Source organism: Aequorivita sp. IT1183, assembly GCF_058068265.1.
In genome coordinates this window covers 122,348-143,460 of the sequence record NZ_JBYRHS010000005.1, presented here as the reverse complement: position 1 = coordinate 143,460, position 21,113 = coordinate 122,348, and the positions used below count along the sequence as shown (strand labels likewise).

Annotated in this window: 21 protein-coding genes; 5 read left to right on the top strand and 16 right to left on the bottom strand. The window is 36.6% G+C overall.

Annotated elements, in window-relative coordinates; all coding sequences use genetic code 11:
- The first annotated feature begins 272 nt into the window (after positions 1-272).
- Positions 273-1,628 carry a UDP-N-acetylmuramate--L-alanine ligase gene (locus AC3RVF_RS11240; RefSeq protein ID WP_489693398.1) on the top strand — a complete coding sequence of 452 codons (1,356 nt, stop codon included), beginning with the start codon at positions 273-275 and terminating at the stop codon, positions 1,626-1,628.
- Between the two features lie 130 nt (positions 1,629-1,758).
- Positions 1,759-2,994: a hypothetical protein gene (locus AC3RVF_RS11235; RefSeq protein ID WP_489693397.1), complete on the top strand. Its 1,236-nt coding sequence runs from the start codon at positions 1,759-1,761 to the stop codon at positions 2,992-2,994.
- A gap of 142 nt (positions 2,995-3,136) precedes the next feature.
- On the opposite strand, the gene AC3RVF_RS11230 is transcribed toward AC3RVF_RS11235, so the two are convergent.
- From AC3RVF_RS11230 to AC3RVF_RS11215, 4 genes are all read right to left on the bottom strand, one after another.
- Positions 3,137-3,736 carry an FMN-binding negative transcriptional regulator gene (locus AC3RVF_RS11230; protein WP_489692087.1) on the bottom strand — a complete coding sequence of 200 codons (600 nt, stop codon included), beginning with the start codon at positions 3,734-3,736 and terminating at the stop codon, positions 3,137-3,139.
- 78 nt (positions 3,737-3,814) lie between these two features.
- On the bottom strand, positions 3,815-5,302 hold the full coding sequence (locus tag AC3RVF_RS11225) for a cellulose synthase family protein (RefSeq protein ID WP_489692086.1): 1,488 nt from the start codon (positions 5,300-5,302) through the stop codon (positions 3,815-3,817).
- On the bottom strand, positions 5,299-6,000 hold the full coding sequence (locus AC3RVF_RS11220; protein WP_489692085.1) for a glycosyltransferase family 2 protein: 702 nt from the start codon (positions 5,998-6,000) through the stop codon (positions 5,299-5,301). Before AC3RVF_RS11220 ends, AC3RVF_RS11225 begins: the two co-directional genes overlap by 4 nt.
- Positions 6,000-6,476, bottom strand: coding sequence for a toxin-antitoxin system YwqK family antitoxin (locus AC3RVF_RS11215; protein WP_489692084.1), 477 nt, complete (start codon positions 6,474-6,476; stop codon positions 6,000-6,002). The genes AC3RVF_RS11220 and AC3RVF_RS11215 overlap by 1 nt, the downstream gene beginning before the upstream one ends.
- A gap of 200 nt (positions 6,477-6,676) precedes the next feature.
- Here AC3RVF_RS11215 and AC3RVF_RS11210 point away from each other — a divergent pair, with 200 nt between their 5' ends.
- Positions 6,677-7,558 carry a hypothetical protein gene (locus AC3RVF_RS11210; protein ID WP_489692083.1) on the top strand — a complete coding sequence of 294 codons (882 nt, stop codon included), beginning with the start codon at positions 6,677-6,679 and terminating at the stop codon, positions 7,556-7,558.
- A gap of 29 nt (positions 7,559-7,587) precedes the next feature.
- Complete coding sequence (locus AC3RVF_RS11205) at positions 7,588-8,583, top strand: fasciclin domain-containing protein (protein WP_489692082.1); 996 nt, start codon at positions 7,588-7,590, stop codon at positions 8,581-8,583.
- Between the two features lie 369 nt (positions 8,584-8,952).
- Here the strand turns inward: AC3RVF_RS11205 and AC3RVF_RS11200 are convergent, their stop codons facing one another.
- The 3 genes from AC3RVF_RS11200 to AC3RVF_RS11190 all read right to left on the bottom strand — a co-directional run bounded on the left by AC3RVF_RS11200 (position 8,953) and on the right by AC3RVF_RS11190 (position 12,525).
- Positions 8,953-10,539 carry a 4Fe-4S binding protein gene (locus AC3RVF_RS11200; protein ID WP_489692081.1) on the bottom strand — a complete coding sequence of 529 codons (1,587 nt, stop codon included), beginning with the start codon at positions 10,537-10,539 and terminating at the stop codon, positions 8,953-8,955.
- 69 nt (positions 10,540-10,608) lie between these two features.
- A complete protein-coding gene (locus tag AC3RVF_RS11195; RefSeq protein ID WP_489692080.1) occupies positions 10,609-11,169 on the bottom strand; it encodes a transposase in 561 nt (186 codons plus the stop codon).
- A 48-nt stretch (positions 11,170-11,217) separates the two neighbouring features.
- The gene (locus tag AC3RVF_RS11190; RefSeq protein WP_489692079.1) at positions 11,218-12,525 is read right to left on the bottom strand and encodes an NAD(P)/FAD-dependent oxidoreductase; all 1,308 of its coding nucleotides are present in this window, start codon (positions 12,523-12,525) and stop codon (positions 11,218-11,220) included.
- Positions 12,526-12,658: 133 nt separating this feature from the next.
- Between AC3RVF_RS11190 and AC3RVF_RS11185 the strand changes: the two genes are divergently transcribed.
- Positions 12,659-13,717 (top strand): glycoside hydrolase family 113, encoded by a 1,059-nt coding sequence (locus AC3RVF_RS11185; protein WP_489692078.1) that lies wholly within the window; start codon positions 12,659-12,661, stop codon positions 13,715-13,717.
- A gap of 8 nt (positions 13,718-13,725) precedes the next feature.
- On the opposite strand, the gene AC3RVF_RS11180 is transcribed toward AC3RVF_RS11185, so the two are convergent.
- The 9 genes from AC3RVF_RS11180 to AC3RVF_RS11140 form a co-directional block, all read right to left on the bottom strand.
- Positions 13,726-14,160, bottom strand: coding sequence for a hemerythrin domain-containing protein (locus AC3RVF_RS11180; protein ID WP_489692077.1), 435 nt, complete (start codon positions 14,158-14,160; stop codon positions 13,726-13,728).
- A gap of 101 nt (positions 14,161-14,261) precedes the next feature.
- The gene (locus AC3RVF_RS11175; RefSeq protein ID WP_489692076.1) at positions 14,262-15,005 is read right to left on the bottom strand and encodes a TIGR04283 family arsenosugar biosynthesis glycosyltransferase; all 744 of its coding nucleotides are present in this window, start codon (positions 15,003-15,005) and stop codon (positions 14,262-14,264) included.
- 79 nt (positions 15,006-15,084) lie between these two features.
- A complete protein-coding gene (locus AC3RVF_RS11170; protein WP_489692075.1) occupies positions 15,085-15,888 on the bottom strand; it encodes a DUF547 domain-containing protein in 804 nt (267 codons plus the stop codon).
- 28 nt (positions 15,889-15,916) lie between these two features.
- The gene (locus tag AC3RVF_RS11165; protein ID WP_489692074.1) at positions 15,917-16,813 is read right to left on the bottom strand and encodes a sterol desaturase family protein; all 897 of its coding nucleotides are present in this window, start codon (positions 16,811-16,813) and stop codon (positions 15,917-15,919) included.
- Between the two features lie 35 nt (positions 16,814-16,848).
- Positions 16,849-17,961, bottom strand: a complete 1,113-nt coding sequence (locus AC3RVF_RS11160; RefSeq protein WP_489693396.1) for an inorganic phosphate transporter — start codon at positions 17,959-17,961, stop codon at positions 16,849-16,851.
- A gap of 80 nt (positions 17,962-18,041) precedes the next feature.
- Positions 18,042-19,010, bottom strand: coding sequence for an arsenosugar biosynthesis arsenite methyltransferase ArsM (gene arsM, locus AC3RVF_RS11155; protein WP_489692072.1), 969 nt, complete (start codon positions 19,008-19,010; stop codon positions 18,042-18,044).
- Positions 19,011-19,019: 9 nt separating this feature from the next.
- On the bottom strand, positions 19,020-19,838 hold the full coding sequence (locus tag AC3RVF_RS11150; protein WP_489693395.1) for a purine-nucleoside phosphorylase: 819 nt from the start codon (positions 19,836-19,838) through the stop codon (positions 19,020-19,022).
- 4 nt (positions 19,839-19,842) lie between these two features.
- Positions 19,843-20,535, bottom strand: a complete 693-nt coding sequence (locus tag AC3RVF_RS11145; protein ID WP_489693394.1) for a TIGR04282 family arsenosugar biosynthesis glycosyltransferase — start codon at positions 20,533-20,535, stop codon at positions 19,843-19,845.
- 41 nt (positions 20,536-20,576) lie between these two features.
- Entirely contained in the window at positions 20,577-21,077 is a 501-nt protein-coding gene (locus AC3RVF_RS11140; RefSeq protein WP_489693393.1) for a rhodanese-like domain-containing protein, read from the bottom strand.
- Between the last annotated feature and the right edge of the window lie 36 nt (positions 21,078-21,113).

Genomic DNA, 21,113 nt, shown 5'->3' with positions numbered 1-21,113 from the left:
AATCTATGTCTTTAAGATTGCCTTTCTATATGTTGTCCCTACGGGACATAACTATATGGCTCTGTTAGGGCAATATGCCGATAGGCATTAAATATGAGTAAAAAACGGCTTACCCATCCCTGCAATGTCCCGTAGGGACATAATATAAATTTTAACGCGACAATCCCAGTTCTCTATTCCAAATTCAGAATTAGAAAAAGTATCTTTACATCTAAACTTTTAAACTTGTCACCCTGAGCGCAGTCGAAGGGCATAAACTCTTCAACTTAAATATGAGAATCCACTTTATAGCCATTGGCGGCAGCGCCATGCACAACCTTGCATTGGCATTACATCAAAAAGGAGATATTGTTACCGGCAGCGATGACGAGATTTTTGAACCTTCAAAAAGCAGATTAAAAAGCAAAGGTTTATTGCCCGAAAAGGAAGGCTGGTTTCCTGAAAAATTGACTTCAGAAATTGATGCCGTAATCCTCGGAATGCACGCCAAAGCAGACAATCCCGAACTTTTAAAAGCTAAGGAACTCGATTTAAAAATCTACAGTTACCCAGAATTTCTATACGAACAATCCAAAAACAAAACCCGAGTGGTTATTGGCGGTTCGCACGGAAAAACTACTATAACCTCAATGATTTTGCACGTGATGAATTATCACGGCAAGGATGTAGATTATATGGTGGGTGCCCAATTGGAAGGTTTTGACACCATGGTTAAAATTACCGACGACAATGATTTTATGGTAATTGAAGGCGATGAATATTTGTCTTCACCCATAGATCGCCGTCCAAAATTTCATCTTTATAAACCGAATATTGCGCTATTAAGCGGTATTGCTTGGGACCACATAAACGTTTTTCCAACCTATGAAAATTACGTGGAACAGTTCGATATTTTTTTGAATGAAATCACAAATGGCGGTGCAATTATCTACAATGAAGAAGACAGCGAAGTAAAACGCGTTGTTGAAACTTCTACAAATCATATAAAGAAATACCCATACCAAACGCCCGAATACACGGTGGAAGATGGTATAACACTTTTGGAAACTCCCGAAGGCCCAATGCCTGTGGAGATTTTCGGAAAACATAATTTAAACAATCTTGAAGGCGCCCGATGGATTTGCCAATTAATGGGTATTGATGCTGAAGATTTTTACGAAGCTATTTCTACTTTTAAAGGTGCCAGCAAACGGCTAGAGAAAATTGCCGAAACTAAAACTGCTGTGGTTTACAAAGATTACGCACACTCACCCAGCAAAGTAAAAGCGACCACGCAGGCTGTAAAAAACCAATACCCAAAGAGAAAATTGATTGCCTGTTTGGAATTACACACATACAGCAGCCTAAATCCTGAGTTTTTAAAAGAATACAAAAGTACATTGAATGCAGCCGATATCGCGGTGGTTTTCTACTCTCCACACGCTGTTTTAATAAAGCAATTAGCAGCAATAAAAATTGAGCAAATTGAAGAAGCTTTTGATCGTTCCGATTTAGTTGTTTTTACGAATCCAGCAGATTTTAAAACCTATCTTTTTTCGCAGGATTACGACAATACTAGCTTGCTATTAATGAGCAGCGGTAATTATGGCGGATTGGATTTTGAAGAGGTGAAGGGGTATTTAAAATAGAAAAATGCTTCAAAAAGGATTTTTGCGAAATAGGACTAAACCAAACATTTCAAGAAAACGCTTTTGGATTAGTGTAGTCCTTGGTTTTGGGGCTTCGTTTTCTTTTTATGCCTTTCTTTGTTTAATACGTATGTTCTTAATTTTGTTCGATTTCGGTAGCGCAAATTACGCCCTTGCAACAGAGGTTACTGAGCTGTATTGGGAAAATTTCAACTTTGCTATAATTTCTTTAGCATTAGGTAATGCTATGTTTCTGTTGAATCTTTTCCGCAAACCCGATAATAATCCAGTGCCAAGTAATGTTAGGCTAGCAATAATAAACGATCAGCGTTTTTTGCAATTCAACTTTTCCTATCTTTTTCTAAAATTAGGTTTTATGGTTGCTCTCACTTCAGCTTTTGTTGAAACGAGAATTTCTGAAATCAAGTTTTTACTTGTGTTAGCGGCAGTTGTAATTTTTTTAGAAAGCTGGAAATCAATAATTAAATATTTTCGAAAAGGAGCCTATAAGCCCCTATTATTAAATTTTTCAATATTACTTGCGTTGGCTTTCTCCTTCGCTTTTACATCAGTATTTCCTTTTGAAAAAATTGAAGCTAACCAAGTAAGCTTAAATCCAATTGTTGATTTGCCTGTCTCAGATTTTGACGATGATGCGCGACTTTACTATAGGAGAATCTTAAAGATATATGAAGAAAATGATAAGCCGCTTTATATTTTTGAAAAAGAAAAAATTGAAAATTTCGATTTGTTAGGCGATTATTTAAGGGAAGAAACTTCTGAAACATATCGAAAAGATCTTAGCATCATGCTTTTGATGCCACAGGATATTTCAATGGACAATCTTGTAAAACTGGAAAACTTGCTTAATGCACAAGGCTATCGATTTATAAAATATATTACGAAATTTAGTGATGAGAACCTTGTTAGTAGTTACGACAATAGAGGTTTGGTTAAGAAACTGCATTTTATAAAAACACCAAATTCACCGTCTAAAATTCCTTTCCCTCCACAACCAAACGATGCTGTTGTGAGTAATACAATACAAATTCAATTAGGTGAAAATGACTATTTAGTTGGCGAAGAAAAGATCTCTAAAAATGAATTGGTTGAATACTTTGTAAAGCATATTGATAGTACTACCCAATTCAATTATGTTTTCAATAATGATATAACTTATCAATCCTACACAACTTTATTGGCTTCCCATAAACAGGCAATTCAAGATTTAAGATATAACGATGAAAGGGTGAAATTAAAAATTGGAGAGTATTTTATACCGATAAATGGAAAGGAATATGAGGCGGATCAGCTAAGACTATTTAATAAGTTCCCTTTTCTCATTGTCGAAACCTACACTAATTAGATTTCTATCAATTTTTCGATGCTAGAAACCTGCTTTGTTTTTATCCTGCAAGGTTCTCAAAACCTTGTAGGTCTATTTTGGAAATGGTTTGGATACCTACAAGGTCTTAAAGACCTTGCAGGAGATGGTACTTCGTACTACTTCAATGTTCATAAATATTATCAATAAATCCCGAGATATCCCTTCCGGATTTTTCTATTAATTCATTTTTTGCATTCTCGAAATCTGCTTCGTTTTTATCCTGCGAAAGCTTGAATTTCCCTTCCCAATAAGTGATTTCAATTTCAAAAGCTTGTATATAATTTACAAAGCGTTCCATTCTTGGATCGTCTAGCTTCAATACAAATTTTTGGTTTTTACCTTCTAAAAACTCCGTCATAGCCACCATAGTTTGCTTAGCGGTTTCAGTATCATTTATAAGTTTAATATTTCCTGTAATGTGAACAATTATATAATTCCACGTTGGTAGTTGCGGCGTGGTATAAATGCTCGGCGAAATGTATGTATCTGGCCCATTGAAAACGACGGTAACTTCAGCGTTTTCGGTTAATGTTTCAAGTTGTGGATTGTTTCTATCTATGTGGGCAACCAGTTTTTTGGAAGTTTTATTATAGATAATCGGGATGTGCGTTATAAATGGTTTTCCATCTTTTGCAGTAACCAACATTGCCAACGGAAACTGATCGATTACCGAATTCATTTTTTCAATATCGTGCGATTGATGGTGTGGTGGCGGGTACATTAATTAATGAATAATGAATAATGAATAATGAATATTGTTTATCACTTAATCTTGAAGATAAATGTAACTAAAAAAGATTTATGCTTTGGAAGTCAGCGATTTAAAAAACACAAAACCAAACCCCAAGAAAAGCATTAAATGAAAAGGGAACAGCCCAAAATCGCCACCTTGGTCGCCAACAACAAAAGCACTGTACATTCCGAAGGCGAAATAAAGCATCAGCACGCCTTCGAAAATTACGTTGGGAGAAACATTTTTGGTTAAATATTTATTGTCTTTCCAGCTCTCCTTTAAATTTAGATTGAATTTTGGGGTGCGAATAAATTCACTTTTCTTACCGAAATGTCCTTCCAAAACCGCAATGGAGTTGTGCAATGAAAAACCCATCGCCACAGAAAAGAAGGTGAAAAACATTCCTATATATTTAAAAAAGCGTTTATATCCACCACCATAAATAGCTTTATAGGTGAACCAATAACAGATAAAAAAGATAATTGTACTTAATACGAAAAAGCTCATTACGTAAAAATACATCTTCAAATGTTCGTATTCATTCTTAATATAAAGCATCGGAATACTGAGAATAGCAACGATTAAAATGTTTAAAAACATAGTGCTATTCAGCAAATGTAGAAAACTGTGTATTTTGGTTTTAAATGGAACATCCTTGCTTCTAAAAACGCGCCAAGCCATTTTCTGAAAATTCTCAGCGCCGCCTTTATTCCAACGGAATTGTTGCGAACGCGCCGCACTTATTACCACGGGAAGCTCGGCTGGAGTTTCAACTTCTTCTAAATATTTAAATTTCCAGTTTTTTAATTGTGCACGATAACTAAGATCCAAATCTTCGGTTAGCGTGTCGCCTTCCCAGTTTCCGGCATCGAGGATACACTCTTTGCGCCAAACGCCAGCTGTTCCATTAAAATTTATAAAATGCCCCTTACTATTACGCCCTACCTGTTCTAAAGTGAAGTGTGCGTCGAGCGCAAAAGCTTGCACACGTGTTAGGATAGAATAATCTCTATTTAAATGCCCCCATCGGGTTTGCACTACGCCAATTTCAGAATCTTTAAAATAAGGGATGGTGTTTTTTAACCAGTTTTTCTTCGGAAGAAAATCTGCGTCAAAGATTGCAATATATTCACCTTTTGCAGTTTTTAAACCTTCTTTTAGTGCGCCAGCCTTAAAACCTTCACGATTTATGCGAGTTACATGTTGAATGTCTAAGCCTGTTTTTTGAAGTTCTATAATGTGTTTTGCAGTTTCTTCGAAAGACTCATCGGTACTATCGTCTAATACTTGTATTTCCAATTTATGACTCGGATAGTCCATTTTAGAAATATTTTCTAACAGACGATCCATCACATACAATTCATTGTAAACTGGGAGTTGGATGGTAACGTACGGAATTTCTTCGTCATTTGAAAAATCGAAAGTTGGTGCGTTTTTATGATTTTTCCGAGCGCTCAAATAGTTGAACAGCAGGTTTAACTGTGCCAAAGCATACATGAAGATGAGGAGCAGAGCAATGGAATAAACTACAATGATTATGGATTCAAGAATCATTTTTTGAAACTGTATTTAAAGATCCAACTTAGGATTTTAACGCCCGCAAATATAGCACCTTTTACGGTACCCGAAACCTTTGAAACGCCGATACGATTTTTATAGTTTACAGGCACTTCAACGTAGGTATATTTCTTTTTTAATGCTTTCAGTTGCATTTCTACCGTCCAGCCATATGTTTTGTCTTCCATATTCAGGGCGAGCAATTTATTGTATTTAATGGCGCGAAACGGCCCAAGATCTGTGTATTTTGAATTGAAAAATAAAGCCATTAATTTAGTTGCCAATCCATTTCCGAAGCGTTGTGGGAAAGTCATACTGCCAGCTTCTCGCAACTCTTTTACGCGAGCACCCACAACAAAATCTATATTATCTTCAATTATTGGCGCCACAATTTTCGTCAATTCTGAAGGGTAATCGCTATAATCGCCATCCAGAAAAACAATTATATCTGGTTTTTGAGCGATGCCGAAATCAGCAATATATTCCATCCCTTTTAAACACGCATTTCCGTAGCCTGATTTTGGTTCAAATAATACGGTTGCGCCAGCGTTTTTAGCTACTTCGGCGGTTGTATCTGTTGAGTTATTATTGACTACAATAATTTCAGAAACGATATCGGGAATTTCGGCAATTACCTTCCCAATAGAGGCTTCTTCATTATATGCGGGGATTATTACTTTGATGTTTGGTTTCATTAAAGGCTGGCATTTGGATTATCTTGCTTAAAAGCAGAAATTGAAGTCCATTGATCTGTTTTCGTATTGTTTATATATTTTTCGGCTCTTATCAATTTGTTGTCTTTATAGCAAAGTGCGTAACCATTTTTCTTATTATTTTGGAATTGTATTTTGGTTTTGTAAGGGCTGCCAATTTCGTAAAAAATCCACCAATTCTCGGCAGTTCCGTCTATAAAATGACCTTCTTTTTTAAGGTTTTCATTCTTGTCATAAAAATACCAATAACCACTTCTCTCATTGTTTCTGAAACGTCCTTTTGAGGATAGTTGTGCGTTTTCATAATAGAATTTCCAATATCCAGTCTTAGAATGATTAATGAGCCAACCTTCAGACTTTAGGGTGCCATTTTCGTAATAGTCTTTTATGTATTGCTTTTCGGGTGTTGGGCTTATGGTGGTGAAAAAGCTAAAGGCTATAAATAGAAATAAAGACATTTTCTAAAAGGTTAAGGGTTAAGTCGTGAATATTTTTAATACTAACAATTATTCTGCTTTTCATATTACTAAAGAGAGACTTGTATGCGGTCATCTTATTTACGGTTAAAAGGGAGTTAGGGTTTTAATTTATTAAAATAAAAACCGCTTTTTGTTTTTCTGCGTAAGTATGGCATAATCTCATAATAAAAACACTAAAAATGAAACTACCACTAAAATTATTTGCATTGCTTTGCTTGTTGTCACCTTCGTTAATACTCGCACAAAGTCCCGTTAGCGGATTTATGAAAAAAAACAATGAAGGCGCTGCCGTAATTTCTTATTCATATGAGAAATATGATAAAGTCTTTTTTGTGCCCCAAGAGGTGGATGGCATCCCCGTATTTAATGAAGTTACAAATACCAGTATCTCGCTTTATGGTGAATTTGGTATTACAGACAACTTGAATGTTGTTTTCAATGTACCCTACATTAAATCTGAAGGGAATGCTAGCCAAGCAACTCTCGACAATCTTGGCTTTGAAAATACCAGAGAAGGGATTCAAGATTTGAGTCTTTACATTAAGTACAATTTTCACACCTTTAACTTAGGAAAGAGCCAGCTTAGTTTTATAGGTTCAGTGGGTCTTGAAACCCCACTTAGCAACTATGAAGCAAATGAAGGCCTTCAGTCTATTATTGCTATTGGCAATCAGTCTAGTAGCTTTAACACCATTGCAATTACTACTTTTAAAACTGACTTTGGATTTTTTACCACAGGACAGTTAGGCTATAGTTTTAGTGATAGCGGTGTTCCCCACGCCTTAATGAGTGAATTAAAAGTAGGATACGCTGCTTCAAAATTCTATGTTGACGCCTACGTTGCAAATCAGCTTTCTGAAAAGGATGGAACCGATATTCTTAATGAAGGTTTTACAGGATACTTTCCTGCCACTCGCGTAAACTATACACGTGTAGGTTTGAGCGTTTTTGCTCCTATAGTTCAAGGAATAGGTGTTACAGCAGGTGCAAACAGTTATATAGCCGGGCGTAATCTTGGTAAATCCACCGGATTTTACGGGGGCTTGGTATATTCTTTCTAACATTAACTAATCGATTAAAATACACTAAAATGAAAAATTTATATATAAAATCAGCAATGGCATTAGCCATAATATTCACCTTCAGTGCTTGTGAAACCGAATCTAACTTTGAAGATTCTGAGCCTACAATATCTTATATAGCAGTATCAAATCCAGATTTCAGCACTTTAGAAGCTGCAGCTGTTTACGGAGGTGTTGCTGGAGCTTTAAGCAATAAAAACCCTAACGATCCTGCTGGAAACTATACTGTTTTTGCGCCAAATAATGATGCTTTCGCCCGTCTGGGTCTGAACGAAGAAACTCTTGGAGTGCTTCAACAATCCTTTTTAACAAATACACTTTTATATCATGTTTCCAATGGAAATACTATGGGTAGTTCTTTTACCGATGGTTTTTCTTTCACATCTGCGATAGGTTTGGATAGACGAATTATAACCAGAGGTGGAGACATCTTTATTAATGGGTCAAAAATATTGGCGACAGATATTAATGCAAGCAACGGGACAGTCCATGTTATTGATAAAGTGATGATAGCAACTGGAGGCGATATTGTACAGTCTGCATTGGCATTAAACAACGCACAGGTTTTTAAACAACCCGAGTTAACCTTTCTTGTGGAAGCCGTTGTTTATGCCGAATTAGTTGACGCATTAACAGCTTCAGAAGGAAGCCCTTCGTTTATGGTGTTTGCACCAACAGACCAAGCTTTCAAAGATTTAGGAACGGCTTTAGGATTAACTTTCACACAACCTTCAGATATTAGACAACTGCCGAAAGAAGTTGTGGCTACCGTATTATTGAATCACGTTGTGGCAAATGGCGGAAAATTTACCAGCGAACTTAATGCTGGTACAATAACTCCACTTGGAGGTGATCCACTAACACTGGGAGCATATACTAACGGAACCCTAACTGTAACCGGAATAGGTAATGGCGGTCAAGCAGCAAATATGGTAATTCCAGACGTGCAAGCAACCAACGGTATCATTCATGTAATTGATACTGTATTATTGCCGAATCTATAGTTGTTTATTTTTTTGTTAATTAGCAACAGCATCTTGAGTTCCCACTAAATGGTGCTGTTTTTTTATGAAGATGTTTTATTCTGGTTGAAGAAAATAATCTGTTTTAAGTTTTGAATTGATTTCTATACTTCGGAAAAGAAGGGACTTCTTTAGCCATTTGACCTTAATTAATAGATAGGTTTCAATATAACTCACCAAGCCCTTTTGAGTTGAAGAAGTAAGGCCAATAGATTTCACTCAAGGGTAGATTTTAATGCGATTGCGAATTTCAGAAAAACTTGTATCAATTTATTCGCTGGTAGATATTACAAACCTGACAGGTTTTTAAAACCTGTCAGGTTTAATCTGCTTTCAGTTGTTGAAGACTGCTTAGTTATTTACGTAATTCATCAAATCAACGTCGTTTCCAAGTAGAATTTCGTTGCTGTTGATACGTTTTTCTCTTGGTCCATTTTCAAGTTTCAATACCCCACGCGGGCAAACTGCTGAACATATACCGCAGCCAACGCAGCTGGAACGTACAATATTTTCTCCTTTTTGGGCGTAAGCGCGCACGTCGATACCCATCTCGCAATGAGTAGAACAGTTACCACATGAAATACATTGTCCGCCGTTAGTAGTTATTCTAAATTTTGAAAAAAGCCGTTGTTGAAATCCTAAAATTGCAGCCATTGGGCAACCCATACGACACCAAACACGACTCCCTAAAATAGGGTAGAAGCCAACGCCAATTACGCCACTAAATACAGCGCCAATAATAAAACCGTACGACCGACGAAGGGTTTCAGCTTCAAAAAGAAACAAGGTTTTTCCCGTGCTGTAGTGCAATGCAATTAAAGCCATAATAATTACGAAATAAGCTATTGAACCTATTCGCGCATCTTTTTTTAATTCTTGTCTTTTAAATATCCAAACGCCCGCAAATACTAGCGTTAAGAGTGCAACCACTCCTATTAATAACGCATCTTTTGTTAACCAATACTTAGAGCTGTCGTCTCCCAAATAGGAGTGTACAACGGCTGTAGTCATTAAAACCACAAATACTAATACGCTGTGTATTACCCAGCGTTCTACTTTCCAAGCTATTTGGCGTTTATCGCTTAAATGGCGAAAAGGATCGCCAGCAGTTTCGGCCAATCCACCGCAACCACAAACCCATGAACAATACCAGCGTTTACCGTATTTGTACGTTAAAATAGGTGTGATAATGAAAATAGATGCAAGCCCAAAAATTAGCAATCCTAAGCCAATATCGCCTGCAGAAATAAAGTCGTCTATTCGGTATTGTTCAAAATTGTAATAGTTAAGTGGCCAGATATTTTTTAAGTCGTAATACGGAAGTGAAAAGGTATCGGTATTCAATCGCTGCATTAATTCAGGGATTAAAAAGGCAAAACCAAGTTGAAAAAACATTACAGAAAAGGTTCGCAGTTTTTCGTAATTGTTGTTGCGATATTTTAGAATAAATTTCACGCCAAAACCCAATATTGCTAGTGTATAAAGCGTTCCATATAAAAACCATTGGCTTGCGGGGCCACCGTTCAGAAATTTGCTTAACGGATCAAAAAGTGCAACAAGGCCTGTGTTATCGCCGTCCTGCACCAAGCCTAAATATTGCGGAAACCAATACAGAAGCACATAAAAAAGTGAGAGCAAAATAGCTACAATCCAAGCCCAAAACCCTTTAGATGTAAGCGATTTAAAATAAATACCGTCGTTTTTAATTCCTTCGTGTTTATTAGCGTAGGCTGCAATTGCAAACCAAACGATCCCAATTCCCATCATTCCCAAAGAAGCGCTTAGCCACAAAGTTTTGTTTGGGAAATTAAAGTTTAGCAGTGCCAATAAAAGGATTGCGAGGCCCAAAATACCAATGGCAGATGAAATCTTCTGTTGGGTATTAATGGTTTTTGGCGGCTCGCCGGTTAGCGACATATTTCTTTGAACGGTGCTCATATATTTGGATGTTTTTATTTTCGTTCTTAAACCTCAAAGGTCTCAAAGACCTTTGAGGTTTTTTTGAATCTATTCTAAATAGTAATTTTGTTCTTCAATAATACATTTCCTCAATTCATGAGAGAACATAAAATTTGCGTTATCCTCAAACAAACTTATTACAAATGCTCTTTCTAATAATGTATGTTTATTTGATATTAATCCAATAAATGAAGAGTGTTTATAATCTTTGAAATCTTCACAAAACCCGTGATGTACAGGATTCAAATGAATATAGACTATTAATTTTCTAAGGTAATCTTCGCTAGTGATTCTTATTCTTTTAAATTTATATTGGAACAGACTACCACTCCTTTCATATTTCTTATTAATTGCTTTTGCATAAGCATTAAATAAATTTGAAAAACCTTGCGTTATTTTTTTGTCGGCTACATTTTTAGTATTTATCAATAAATGAAAATGATTTTTTAGCAAACAATAACAGAGTACATTGGCCACTGGTATAATATGTTTTTTAAAAAGTTCAAGGAAATACTTGTAGTTCTGGTCATCTATGAAAATATCTTCGCCGTTGTTTCCACGGTTATATATGTGGTAATACTGTTCTGCGATGATAGGTTCGTATTTCATAATATCTCAATATCCAAACCTCAAAGGTCTCAAAGACCTTTGAGGTTTTTACAATGTTTCCTTTTCGGTTAATAATGCATATTTTTCCATAATTTCCTTTTCATACCTTTTAAAAAATTCAGGATCAAAATTGGCCTGTTTTAGGTTTTGGATTACATAATCCACACTTCTTTTTTCATTAAGCCATTGGTCAAAAACCTCCTGTTTCATTCGTATTCCAAAGGTGTTTATTCCTAAAAACTCATTGGAGTTTTTATTATATGAAATTGTTACGCAGCGCAAATCGCTTTTGCATCTCCAGTGAAATTGCGCCTCGTAATCTTTTTGTCTTTCTTCAGAAAATACCCAACCGTAAGTTTGATATTCAATGTCGAAAAACTTGGCGCTATTAAACCAGTTTCCAGGTTTATATTCAAAAGGATTTCCGCAAATGGTTTGTGCAAGTGCTTCGCCCATCATTCGGCCGGTGTACCAAACGGCTTCTACTGGCGCACGATTGCCGATGGGCTCGCGCTGTTGTGCACAATCGCCAATGGCATAAACGTCTTCAATATTGGTCTCTAGTTTTCTATTCACCAGAATACCGCGATTCGTTTCTATTTTTGAGTTTTTAAGAAAGGAGATATTTGGCTTTACGCCAGTGGTTATTCCCACTACGCAACAGGGTATTTCTTCGCCGTCTTTGGTTATAATAGATTTCACGTTTCCGTTGGCATCGCCTAAAATTTTGTCGAGTTCAGATTTATGACGCAGATCTACTCCGTGAGAAAGTATGTGTTTTGAAAGCATTTCGGCTTCACCGTTTGGCAAGACATTAGTCCAAAAAGCGTGTTCGCGGACCAGCATGGTAACTTCAATATCTCGAGTGCGAAGCATTTCGGCCATTTCAATGCCAATCAATCCACCGCCAATAATTACAGCTCGCGGACACTCTTTATTATTGGGTGCATTTTTTTCGAGTTTTTCCAAATCTTGTTTAGAAATCAAACCTTGAACACCGTTTAATTCCAAGCCTTCCCAGCCAAAAGTATTTGTTACAGAGCCAGTGGCAATTATAAGTTTATCGTAAGTAAGGGAGCCACCTTCTTTAAAATGAAGGATTTTATTATTCGTATCAACCGTTTCAACGTAGGCTTTTTTAAGTTCCAAGCGGTTCTTTTCCCAAAACCAATGTTCGTAAGGTTCAATATCGCGCCAGCGCATGTGGCCCATATAAACATACATAAGAGCGGTACGAGAGAAAAAATGATCTGTTTCGGCAGAAATTATGGTGATTCTTTTATCGGAAAGTTTCCGGATGTGTCGCGCCGCAGTAATACCCGCGATTCCGTTGCCTATTATAACGATGTGCTCCATAATTGTTTGGTTGTAGATTTCTTCAGTCGTTTATAAATTTACACAATTACAAGGGTAGCGGATTTAAAAATGGCATTAATGTTTCGCCAAAATCTAAATTAAAGCCCTAATTTCATCACTTATAATTTTTGAAATGACAAAACGCCGCAGTTTCTTAGCCTACATTTTTCTTTTTTCGTTGATAATAGCATGTGCTCAGAAAAAGGAATCGCCTAAAAAAACTTTGCTGAAACCTGAAACAGTAACAAAGATTAACGGCGTTAGTTTTGTAGCTTCTCGAGATTCTATTGAGCAGGAAAATATTATTCCTCTAAAGGAAATTCATGCAAACTATGCCGCTGTGATGCCTTTCGGGTTCATTAAAAATCTGGAGCACCCAGAGATTACTTACAATCAGGAAAGACAGTGGTTTGGTGAAACGCAGCAAGGTGCTAGCCAATATATAAAACTGCTTCACAAGAATGAAATTAAGGTAATGATGAAACCTCAAATTTGGGTTTGGAAGGGTGAATTTACAGGTTTATTACAAATGGCTTCGGAAGAAGATTGGCTCGAATTAGAACAAGCTTATAGCGCGTTTATTCTTGATTTTGCAAAAGTTGCTGAAACTGAAAAGGTAGAAATATTCTGCATTGGCACCGAACTTGAAAAATTTATAGAACATAGGCCGGAGTATTGGCGAGCGTTGATTGCTGAAGTAAAGAAAGTTTATAAAGGAAAACTAACCTATGCGGCCAATTGGGACGAATACAAACGTGTGCCTTTTTGGGATGCGCTGGATTATATTGGCGTGGATGCCTATTTTCCAGTTTCTGAAAGTAAAACGCCCAATGTTGAAGAAGTAAAATCTGGCTGGGAACGATGGAAAACCGAATTAAAAGCTGTTTCTGAAAAAGAAAACAAAAAAATTCTCTTTGCGGAATACGGCTATCGAAGTGTTGATTTTAGTGGCAAAGAACCATGGCGAAGCGATCGAGAAATGACATCGGTAAATCTAGAGGCGCAGTCCAATGCGTTGGAAGGCTTATACCAAGCGTTGGGGGACGAAGAGTGGTTTGCGGGCGGATTCCTTTGGAAATGGTTTATTACCCACGATAGAGTGGGAGGAATTGAAAACAATCAATTTACTCCGCAAAACAAACCCGCCCAGGCAGTAGTTCAGAAATATTTCAGAATGAAGGCAGAACAATAAAATGCTTGCTATCTATTCTTTTTCATTTCTTCCAAATAATCTTTAGCAATTGCAGTTTTTTGAGTTTCTGAAAATACCTTTCCAGCCAATTGAAAAAAGGTGTGTTCTTCATCATCTAAGTGATGTTTAACTTTTTCACACAACTGTTTTGCGTAAACCAACCAAGCTGGCGAATCCATATCTGTTTCATCTACTTTTTCCATTAATTCGTCCATTTCGTGATGTTCAGCAATACCGTGGCGAGCGTGTTCCTGCATCATGTCATTATGAATTAAAGGCGAATAAAAGGTGCGTTCCTCCGCATCGGCATGAATTTGTAATTCGTGCTTCAACTTTTCCCACAGCTCTTTTCTTTCTTTTGAATCTCCTGAAGTGGATGTTACTAAACGGCAGAGTTCGCGTTGTTTATCGTGGTCTTTTCTAATGGCTTCAAAAATGTTCATACGTTATGTTTTAGAGAATTTTATCTACAATATCTAAAAAAAATATGAAAAATAGCGAATTTGAAAAAGAGTTATTTTTCAATTATTTGAAACTGTAATTCTTATTCGGAAAGATTGGATGCGCCGTTTTGCTTAATATTTTCTAGATAATATTGGTGAAGTTCATTAGCATTTGCGCCGCATAAACGCTTCGCATAAATTGCCCAAAAATGATACTGCAAATTCCAAACCCCTTTTTGATGATACAAGCGTGCAGAGGTGGTGAGCCAACGCGGAATAACAGTAAATTTCTTTCGTTTGTAGAGTTCGTTGATTAAAATATTATCTTCATAAATAATGTAGGTTTCATCAAAACCACCAATTTCGTTGAAAAGCTGCTTAGTAATAAACTGGCTCTGATCCCCACCGCGGCAAGCTCTCCAATTAAATTGAGTGAACCATCCCGCAAGTTTGAGCAACCAGTGATTACTGTCAAACTTCATTTTAAAACAACCTGCAGGATTTCCTTTTTCAACTTCAGAAATAATGTATTTGTCAAAATCTTGAGGGGGTAAAGAATCGGCGTGTAAAAAGTAAAGTATCTCGCTTGAAGCTTGGCGAGCACCTGCGTTCATTTGTTTGGCGCGTCCTTTTTCAGAAGAATATAAATGTATAGGAAAATAATTAATCGGTTCTGCCGTCTTTTCTATAAAGTCTGTAATTATTGCCACAGTACCATCGGAACTGCCGCCATCTACAAAAATTAATTCGGCCCGATATTTACCTGATAGATTTTCTGGTAATTTCTGGAGTAAACCGCTAATTATTGCGGCCTCATTTAAAACAGGGATGATGATGGATATCATTCTCAGTTAGCTGGTTACGAGTAATAAGTTAAGAATTTTAAAGCTGAATTCAATTATTTACAGACTGAATATTGCAAACTTATTTCTGCTCGTTTAAATTCCAGTTGTATGTTTTATAAGATAAAGTTGCACTTGGATTAATTTTAGTGCTTGAAAATTGATTTATATAACCAATTACATTCTGCTCACCATTTACAGTAAAGTCTTTTTGGTACCAATCAAAAATTGAGGATAGCTTTACATTACTAGCAGAAATTTCGTTTTCATTACTATTGATGAAATTTTTGGTGGCGCGATCTAATTGTTCATTGATTTTGCCTGCGGTATATGCTTCGTTAATAAGTTTTGGGCAGGAAATGGATGCGCAATTTATGGCGAAGTGAATTCTTGGTTCGTTCATTTTCCGAAGGATTCCATTTTCAATTCCGCCTAGCGAAAGCTGTTTGTCACCAATAGCCACGCGACCTTTAGTCCAATTGCCATCAATGTCTTTTATGCTTTTAACAGGATAGTTTTCGGCAATTAATTTTACCGTAGCCGCATTGTATATATTAATGTAATACGCAAGTAATTCCTGAACGCTCCAATCGTTAGTTGGGTTTTGTTCGGAAAGCATTTTTAGATACGCATCCAGCTTAGCACTATCGTTCTTAAAGCCTTTGTAATCTACCAAACCTTCGCTATTTACATACTTTTTAAGAAGTTTGTCCCATTGTGAATGATCTACATTTATTGCAGAATTCGCGGTTGTTGAGGTAAGGTTTGAATTCACTTCTTTTGTTGGTTGCCCATGGCTACTAAAACCAGCGGCGGAAATTAAATTGCAACTTTGTAAAGAAAGTGCAACAAATAATATAGTGGCAAGATTGAACAGGGTTTTCATTTTAGTTTGATTATATATTTTGAAATACTTACGAAGATTTTCGCTCTTTGGTTTTGACGGGATAAAGCGTCTGACTTACAAAATCTTCTGGAAATTTTTCATCACCATCAAAGCCCAGCTCAATGTCTCTGCCGTCGTGGGGGATGTGACTAGTCCTGAAAAGGTAGTCCCAAATACTTAAACTTATTCCGAAGTTAACACCGTATTGTGCGTGTTTTGGCAAAACTTTGGCGTGGTGCCAGATGTGCATTTTTGGATTGTTGAAGAGATATTTTAAAAAGCCATAATCCCACCCCAAATTAGCGTGATTTAAATGTCCGATGGCTAAGGCTGAAAAGTGAACTATTGCTACAGATTCTACATTAAAACCACCAATTATGGCAAGGGGAATGTAAAGTATAGATTTGTAAACAATCGGCTCCATCCAATGATAACGAAGGTGTGCGGCGAAAGCCATTTCTTTTACAGAATGATGCAACTTGTGAAAATTCCAAAGAAAAGGTGAGTAGTGAAGTAATCGGTGGGTATTCCACTGCACAAAATCGGTTACCAAAAAGAAAATTAAAAGTCCGAGGCCGTATGGCAGGGCATCCAAATCTACAAGTTGAAAACTTGCAAGCTTCAAACCTACAAACGCGAGCAAGTCATTAAACAACTCTGCAGTTGCATTTGAAAGGAAAATAAGTACGATTAAATTCAACAGAAAAAAGTTGAAGAACATATAAAATGTATCTAACCAGAAATCTTTTCTAAATACTTTTTGGTTTTTGCGCCAAGGGAATAACAACTCCAAACCCCAAACCACCAAAGAAACCAATATTAATCCATAGAAATAGTTTTCCCAATGAAAGCTGGTGATTTCTGTCCACAGATAATTAAAATATCCCAGATATGAATCTTTGAAGATGGTAATGTATTTTTCCATAAATGAATTAAGGTAGTCGCATTTTCACCGAATAATTACAACACAATTTCGAAAAACTTAAACAACAATCCACTAATTAATGCCGCTAGTGGTAGGGTGAGTACCCACGAGATTACAATTTTATAAATTACATTTGGGTTCGCTTTTTTAGTTACTGTGCCAATCCCAAAAATTGATCCTACTGAAACGTGTGTGGTTGAAACCGGCATACCATGAATACTTGCTGTAGTAACTAAAATACCGGTAACCATATTTGCCGTGAAACCTTGACCAGAATTCATTGGTGTAATTTTTTTACTCATAGTTTCTCCCACCTTTTTAGCGTTTAGAAGACCACCCAGAGCCATGGTGATTGCTATTGCGATCATTCCCCAATGTAGTTCCAAGGCGCTTATAATAATTAATAAACCTACAATTTTAGGAGTATCGTTTAGCCCTCTAGCGAAGCTTACAACACCAGAACTTATAAAATGCATTGTGTCCAAAATTTTTTGAGAAGTAATTCCTAAAATTTTGCCGTCGTAGACTTCAGCACAACCTATTTTGCAAGTGGTTATTTCTATTTCGGAATATGCATCCATATTTAATTCTGAATTGGCAAGTTGTGAAACCGTTTGTTTTTCTGAAACACAAATACAACTCTTTTTAGATATTCCCAGTTTTTTACGCGTATTCCTAAAAAGGAGATACATAACATAACTTAAAACTGCCGCCATCAACGGACTTAATATAAGAGGAATTAAAAACGCATTGCCTAATTTTTCAAAATTGAAATCGGTTCCAATAGCCATAAATCCAGCTCCAAAAAGTGCGCCTACTAAAGCGTGTGTAGTAGAAATAGGCATCCCAATTTTTGTAGCGAGAAAAACGGTTAATGCCGCTCCCAAGGCAATTGAAATTGCAAATATTGGATTCTGAATTAAACTATCTGGAACTAATCCTTTACCTGAAAAATTCTTCACTAAGGTTTCTGCCAAAAAAATAGCTGCAACAGAACCCGCAAAAGTTGTTACGGTGGCCCAGGATATTGCTTTTCTGTAATTCGTGGTACCACTTCCAAAAAGCGTTGCAACCCCTTTAAAATTATCGTTGCCCCCATTGCTATATGCTAAAAAACAGGCGGCAATAAAAAGGATTACTAAAATCATTTATTGAATTATTGGGTTAGTATCGTATTACATACGAACTTTTTGTTTACTCAGTTTTAAAATAATTTTTTCTCGCTGTTTTAACAGCATCCACCACCGTCATAATGAAAGGTAGATTCGCTAATAAATATATCGTCACGACCTAAACTAGCTATTGCTGCAGCAGTTTTATCGCAAATTGCCAAGGGTTGATTTTTAAGTAGAATGTGACCTTTTTTATCATCAAAATAATCATCGGTTCCATAAAAAATAGCCGCTTTTCCTGTGAAAATACACGGGCCATCTTCGGGCATTGGGTCTTTAATTGCAGCAACTTCAATAGATTCAATATAAATCAACTCTTCGGTTGGATAGTTTTTAGGATCGAGGATGCGGTATGGTTTGCGCGCCCGGATTTCAATAGTTCCAAAGCCAACATCTGTTAGTGCTTTTATGTATTCAGCAATTGGAAGGCTTCCGCTAAGGCATAACGCGCGAAGACGAGCATCGTCACGAAGGGTTTGATTCATCTGCTGCTCGCAAGTAGGATCGCTCATCACCAAACGTCCGTGTGGTTTTAAAACGCGGTACATTTCTTCTATTGCCTTTTTTAAATCTTCAGCTTTAAAAATATTGAAAAGGCAGTTTTGTGCGGCAACATCAATACTGTTATCATCCACTGGAAGATTTAAAGCATCACCTTTTTTTAAGTCTACAAATTCACTTTTAAACCAAGGGTTTACTTTTTCGGCCTCTTTGAAATTTTTTCGGGAAGCTTCTAGCATTTCATCTACCGTATCTACGCCAATAACGCCGCTTTCAGTTCTGTTGAAATACGAAAACTGAAGTAGCTCCATGCCGCCACCAACGCCAACATATAACATTTTCGGGCTATTAGTAAGATCGCGAGCGTTAACGGTACTTCCGCAGCCGTAATTCATTTCTTGCATAATCTTCGGAATTTTAAGTCCCGGAAGCTCCCAAATTGGATTTGTTGTACAACAAAGTCCAACGTCTGGAGTAAGTGCGGCTTGTTTGTAAACGTCGTTAGTAGTATCTAGATAGCTCATAATAATTTTTTATAGTTGTTTAATCAATTCGGTAAATAAAATAATCATATCGGGTTCTGCTTTGGCAGCCATTGCGATTATTTCTTCAATATTAACGGGTTCAAGATTGTTTGGATCACATTCATCCGTAAGTATGGAAACTGCCGAAACTGGCAATCCCAAGTGATTGGCAACAATAACTTCGGGCACTGTGCTCATTCCAACGGCATCGGCGCCAATAATTTTAAGGTATTTATATTCGGCGCGAGTTTCGAGCTGCGGACCTACAACACTAGCGTAAACTCCTTTGTGAAGTTTTATGTTTTTTTCTGAAGCAATCTGCTCCAATTTTTGATTCATTTCGGTATTGTATGGGGCACTCATATCTACAAATCGTTCGCCCATTTTTTCAACGCCACGGAAGGCTAGGGGGGAATCGCCTTGCAAATTAATGTGGTCATCAATTAGCATTATTTCACCTTTTTTGAAGTTGAGGTTAATAGCTCCAGAAGCATTGCTAACTAGTAAATGCTTAATTCCCAAAAGATGCATTACGCGCACTGGGAAAGTAACATCGCGAAGTGAATATCCTTCATACACGTGAAAACGCCCTTGCATTATCACTACTTTTTTGCCTTCAAGCGTGCCGTAAATCAACTTTCCTTTGTGAAACTCAACTGTTGCCGTCGGAAAATTTGGAATGTGGTTGTAGCTTACTTCAGCTTCAATTTCTACATTTTCAATTATTTTTCCGAGGCCAGTGCCGAGAATGATTCCCACTTCAGGTTTTTCAAATCCTCTTTGCTGAAGATAGGCTGCTGCCTCTTCTATATATTTTGTAATGCTCATAATTTTATAAAAAGTTTTTGTCTAAATAAGGCGGTAAAAACTGTTGAAATACATCAACATCTTTAATATCTGCAAAATAATCTACATCATTTCGTTCTTGTAATAAAACTATATTTTCCTGCTTTAGATCATTAAGTGTGTCTTCCAAAACGGTGTCGGTGCCCCAGTTTTTATTTTGAAATATTTCAGAATTAAGTTCCGACATGCCCAACAAATAGTAACCACCATCGGTTGCTGGGCCTATTACCATTTCATTTTGCTGTAAGGTTTCAAATGCTGTTTCGATATCTTTTTGTTGCAAATCGTAAATATCGCTTCCCACTATCATTACTTTATCGTAACCTATTTCGAAGATTTCTGAAAAAGCGTTTTTCATCTTTTCACCCAAATCATCTCCAGATTGTAGTTTTTTTCTGAAAATCTCCGGATCCCAAATATCATCGCGATGGATGTTTTCAGAATAGAAAACATATTTGTCTATTTTCAAATTTTTAGTGATTTCCACCGTATGTTTTTGTAGAAATTTATAAATTTTCAAGGCACTTTCATCTCCCACAGATTTTGCCAATCGGGTTTTTACTTTTCCAAGTTCAGGATTTCGGGTAAAAATAATTAGTGCTTTTTTTGATGTAGGGAAATGAAAATCCTTTGCCATTTCATTATCGCTACTTGTATATTTTGAAGTTAGTAATGCCATTTTTCAGTATTCAGTATTCAGTAATCGGGTGAGTTGAAAATTTAATAAATAGGTTTTCCGGCTTGCAAATATTTGCTCCAATGCTTAGAAAAGGCGTGTACTTTTTCGGTTTCTATGCCGGTGGTATCGATTACGGGGTAGCCTTTATTTTTCCACTCAAAGATGCCGCCGTAGAGATTTTTCACATTTGTAAAACCTGCTTTTTTTAATTTATCTCCAATTGTTTCAGAACGAATTCCCACCGAGCAGTAAACAATAATTTTTGCATTCTTATTTATCTTCTGAAGTTTTTCATCTTCGGAAGAGAATTCATTGTAACCAACATTTATTGCAGATTTAAGATGACTTACATTAAATTCTTCCGGCTCGCGAGTGTCGAGAATTACTACCGTATCGTTCATTTGATACATTCGCAATTCGTTCACTGAAAGATACGGAATACTGCGGGTGTTGTAGTGTAGGAGAAGTTCGTCTATAGTTTTTTGACCCGCGGCATAATTGGCGAACAAGACAAGAAATAGTAGGGATATGGTTATTTTCATAAAATTAGTTAGACCTAACAAGTTGTAAAAATAGTT

What these genes read in the sequence shown, in the direction of transcription:
- AC3RVF_RS11240 (WP_489693398.1), top strand. Translation starts at nt 273, where the DNA reads ATGAGAATCCACTTTATAGCCATTGGCGGCAGCGCCATGCACAACCTT.
- AC3RVF_RS11235 (WP_489693397.1), top strand. Translation starts at nt 1,759, where the DNA reads ATGTTCTTAATTTTGTTCGATTTCGGTAGCGCAAATTACGCCCTTGCA.
- AC3RVF_RS11230 (WP_489692087.1), bottom strand. Translation starts at nt 3,736, where the DNA reads ATGTACCCGCCACCACACCATCAATCGCACGATATTGAAAAAATGAAT.
- AC3RVF_RS11225 (WP_489692086.1), bottom strand. Translation starts at nt 5,302, where the DNA reads ATGATTCTTGAATCCATAATCATTGTAGTTTATTCCATTGCTCTGCTC.
- AC3RVF_RS11220 (WP_489692085.1), bottom strand. Translation starts at nt 6,000, where the DNA reads ATGAAACCAAACATCAAAGTAATAATCCCCGCATATAATGAAGAAGCC.
- AC3RVF_RS11215 (WP_489692084.1), bottom strand. Translation starts at nt 6,476, where the DNA reads ATGTCTTTATTTCTATTTATAGCCTTTAGCTTTTTCACCACCATAAGC.
- AC3RVF_RS11210 (WP_489692083.1), top strand. Translation starts at nt 6,677, where the DNA reads ATGAAACTACCACTAAAATTATTTGCATTGCTTTGCTTGTTGTCACCT.
- AC3RVF_RS11205 (WP_489692082.1), top strand. Translation starts at nt 7,588, where the DNA reads ATGAAAAATTTATATATAAAATCAGCAATGGCATTAGCCATAATATTC.
- AC3RVF_RS11200 (WP_489692081.1), bottom strand. Translation starts at nt 10,539, where the DNA reads ATGAGCACCGTTCAAAGAAATATGTCGCTAACCGGCGAGCCGCCAAAA.
- AC3RVF_RS11195 (WP_489692080.1), bottom strand. Translation starts at nt 11,169, where the DNA reads ATGAAATACGAACCTATCATCGCAGAACAGTATTACCACATATATAAC.
- AC3RVF_RS11190 (WP_489692079.1), bottom strand. Translation starts at nt 12,525, where the DNA reads ATGGAGCACATCGTTATAATAGGCAACGGAATCGCGGGTATTACTGCG.
- AC3RVF_RS11185 (WP_489692078.1), top strand. Translation starts at nt 12,659, where the DNA reads ATGACAAAACGCCGCAGTTTCTTAGCCTACATTTTTCTTTTTTCGTTG.
- AC3RVF_RS11180 (WP_489692077.1), bottom strand. Translation starts at nt 14,160, where the DNA reads ATGAACATTTTTGAAGCCATTAGAAAAGACCACGATAAACAACGCGAA.
- AC3RVF_RS11175 (WP_489692076.1), bottom strand. Translation starts at nt 15,005, where the DNA reads ATGATATCCATCATCATCCCTGTTTTAAATGAGGCCGCAATAATTAGC.
- AC3RVF_RS11170 (WP_489692075.1), bottom strand. Translation starts at nt 15,888, where the DNA reads ATGAAAACCCTGTTCAATCTTGCCACTATATTATTTGTTGCACTTTCT.
- AC3RVF_RS11165 (WP_489692074.1), bottom strand. Translation starts at nt 16,813, where the DNA reads ATGGAAAAATACATTACCATCTTCAAAGATTCATATCTGGGATATTTT.
- AC3RVF_RS11160 (WP_489693396.1), bottom strand. Translation starts at nt 17,961, where the DNA reads ATGATTTTAGTAATCCTTTTTATTGCCGCCTGTTTTTTAGCATATAGC.
- arsM (WP_489692072.1), bottom strand. Translation starts at nt 19,010, where the DNA reads ATGAGCTATCTAGATACTACTAACGACGTTTACAAACAAGCCGCACTT.
- AC3RVF_RS11150 (WP_489693395.1), bottom strand. Translation starts at nt 19,838, where the DNA reads ATGAGCATTACAAAATATATAGAAGAGGCAGCAGCCTATCTTCAGCAA.
- AC3RVF_RS11145 (WP_489693394.1), bottom strand. Translation starts at nt 20,535, where the DNA reads ATGGCATTACTAACTTCAAAATATACAAGTAGCGATAATGAAATGGCA.
- AC3RVF_RS11140 (WP_489693393.1), bottom strand. Translation starts at nt 21,077, where the DNA reads ATGAAAATAACCATATCCCTACTATTTCTTGTCTTGTTCGCCAATTAT.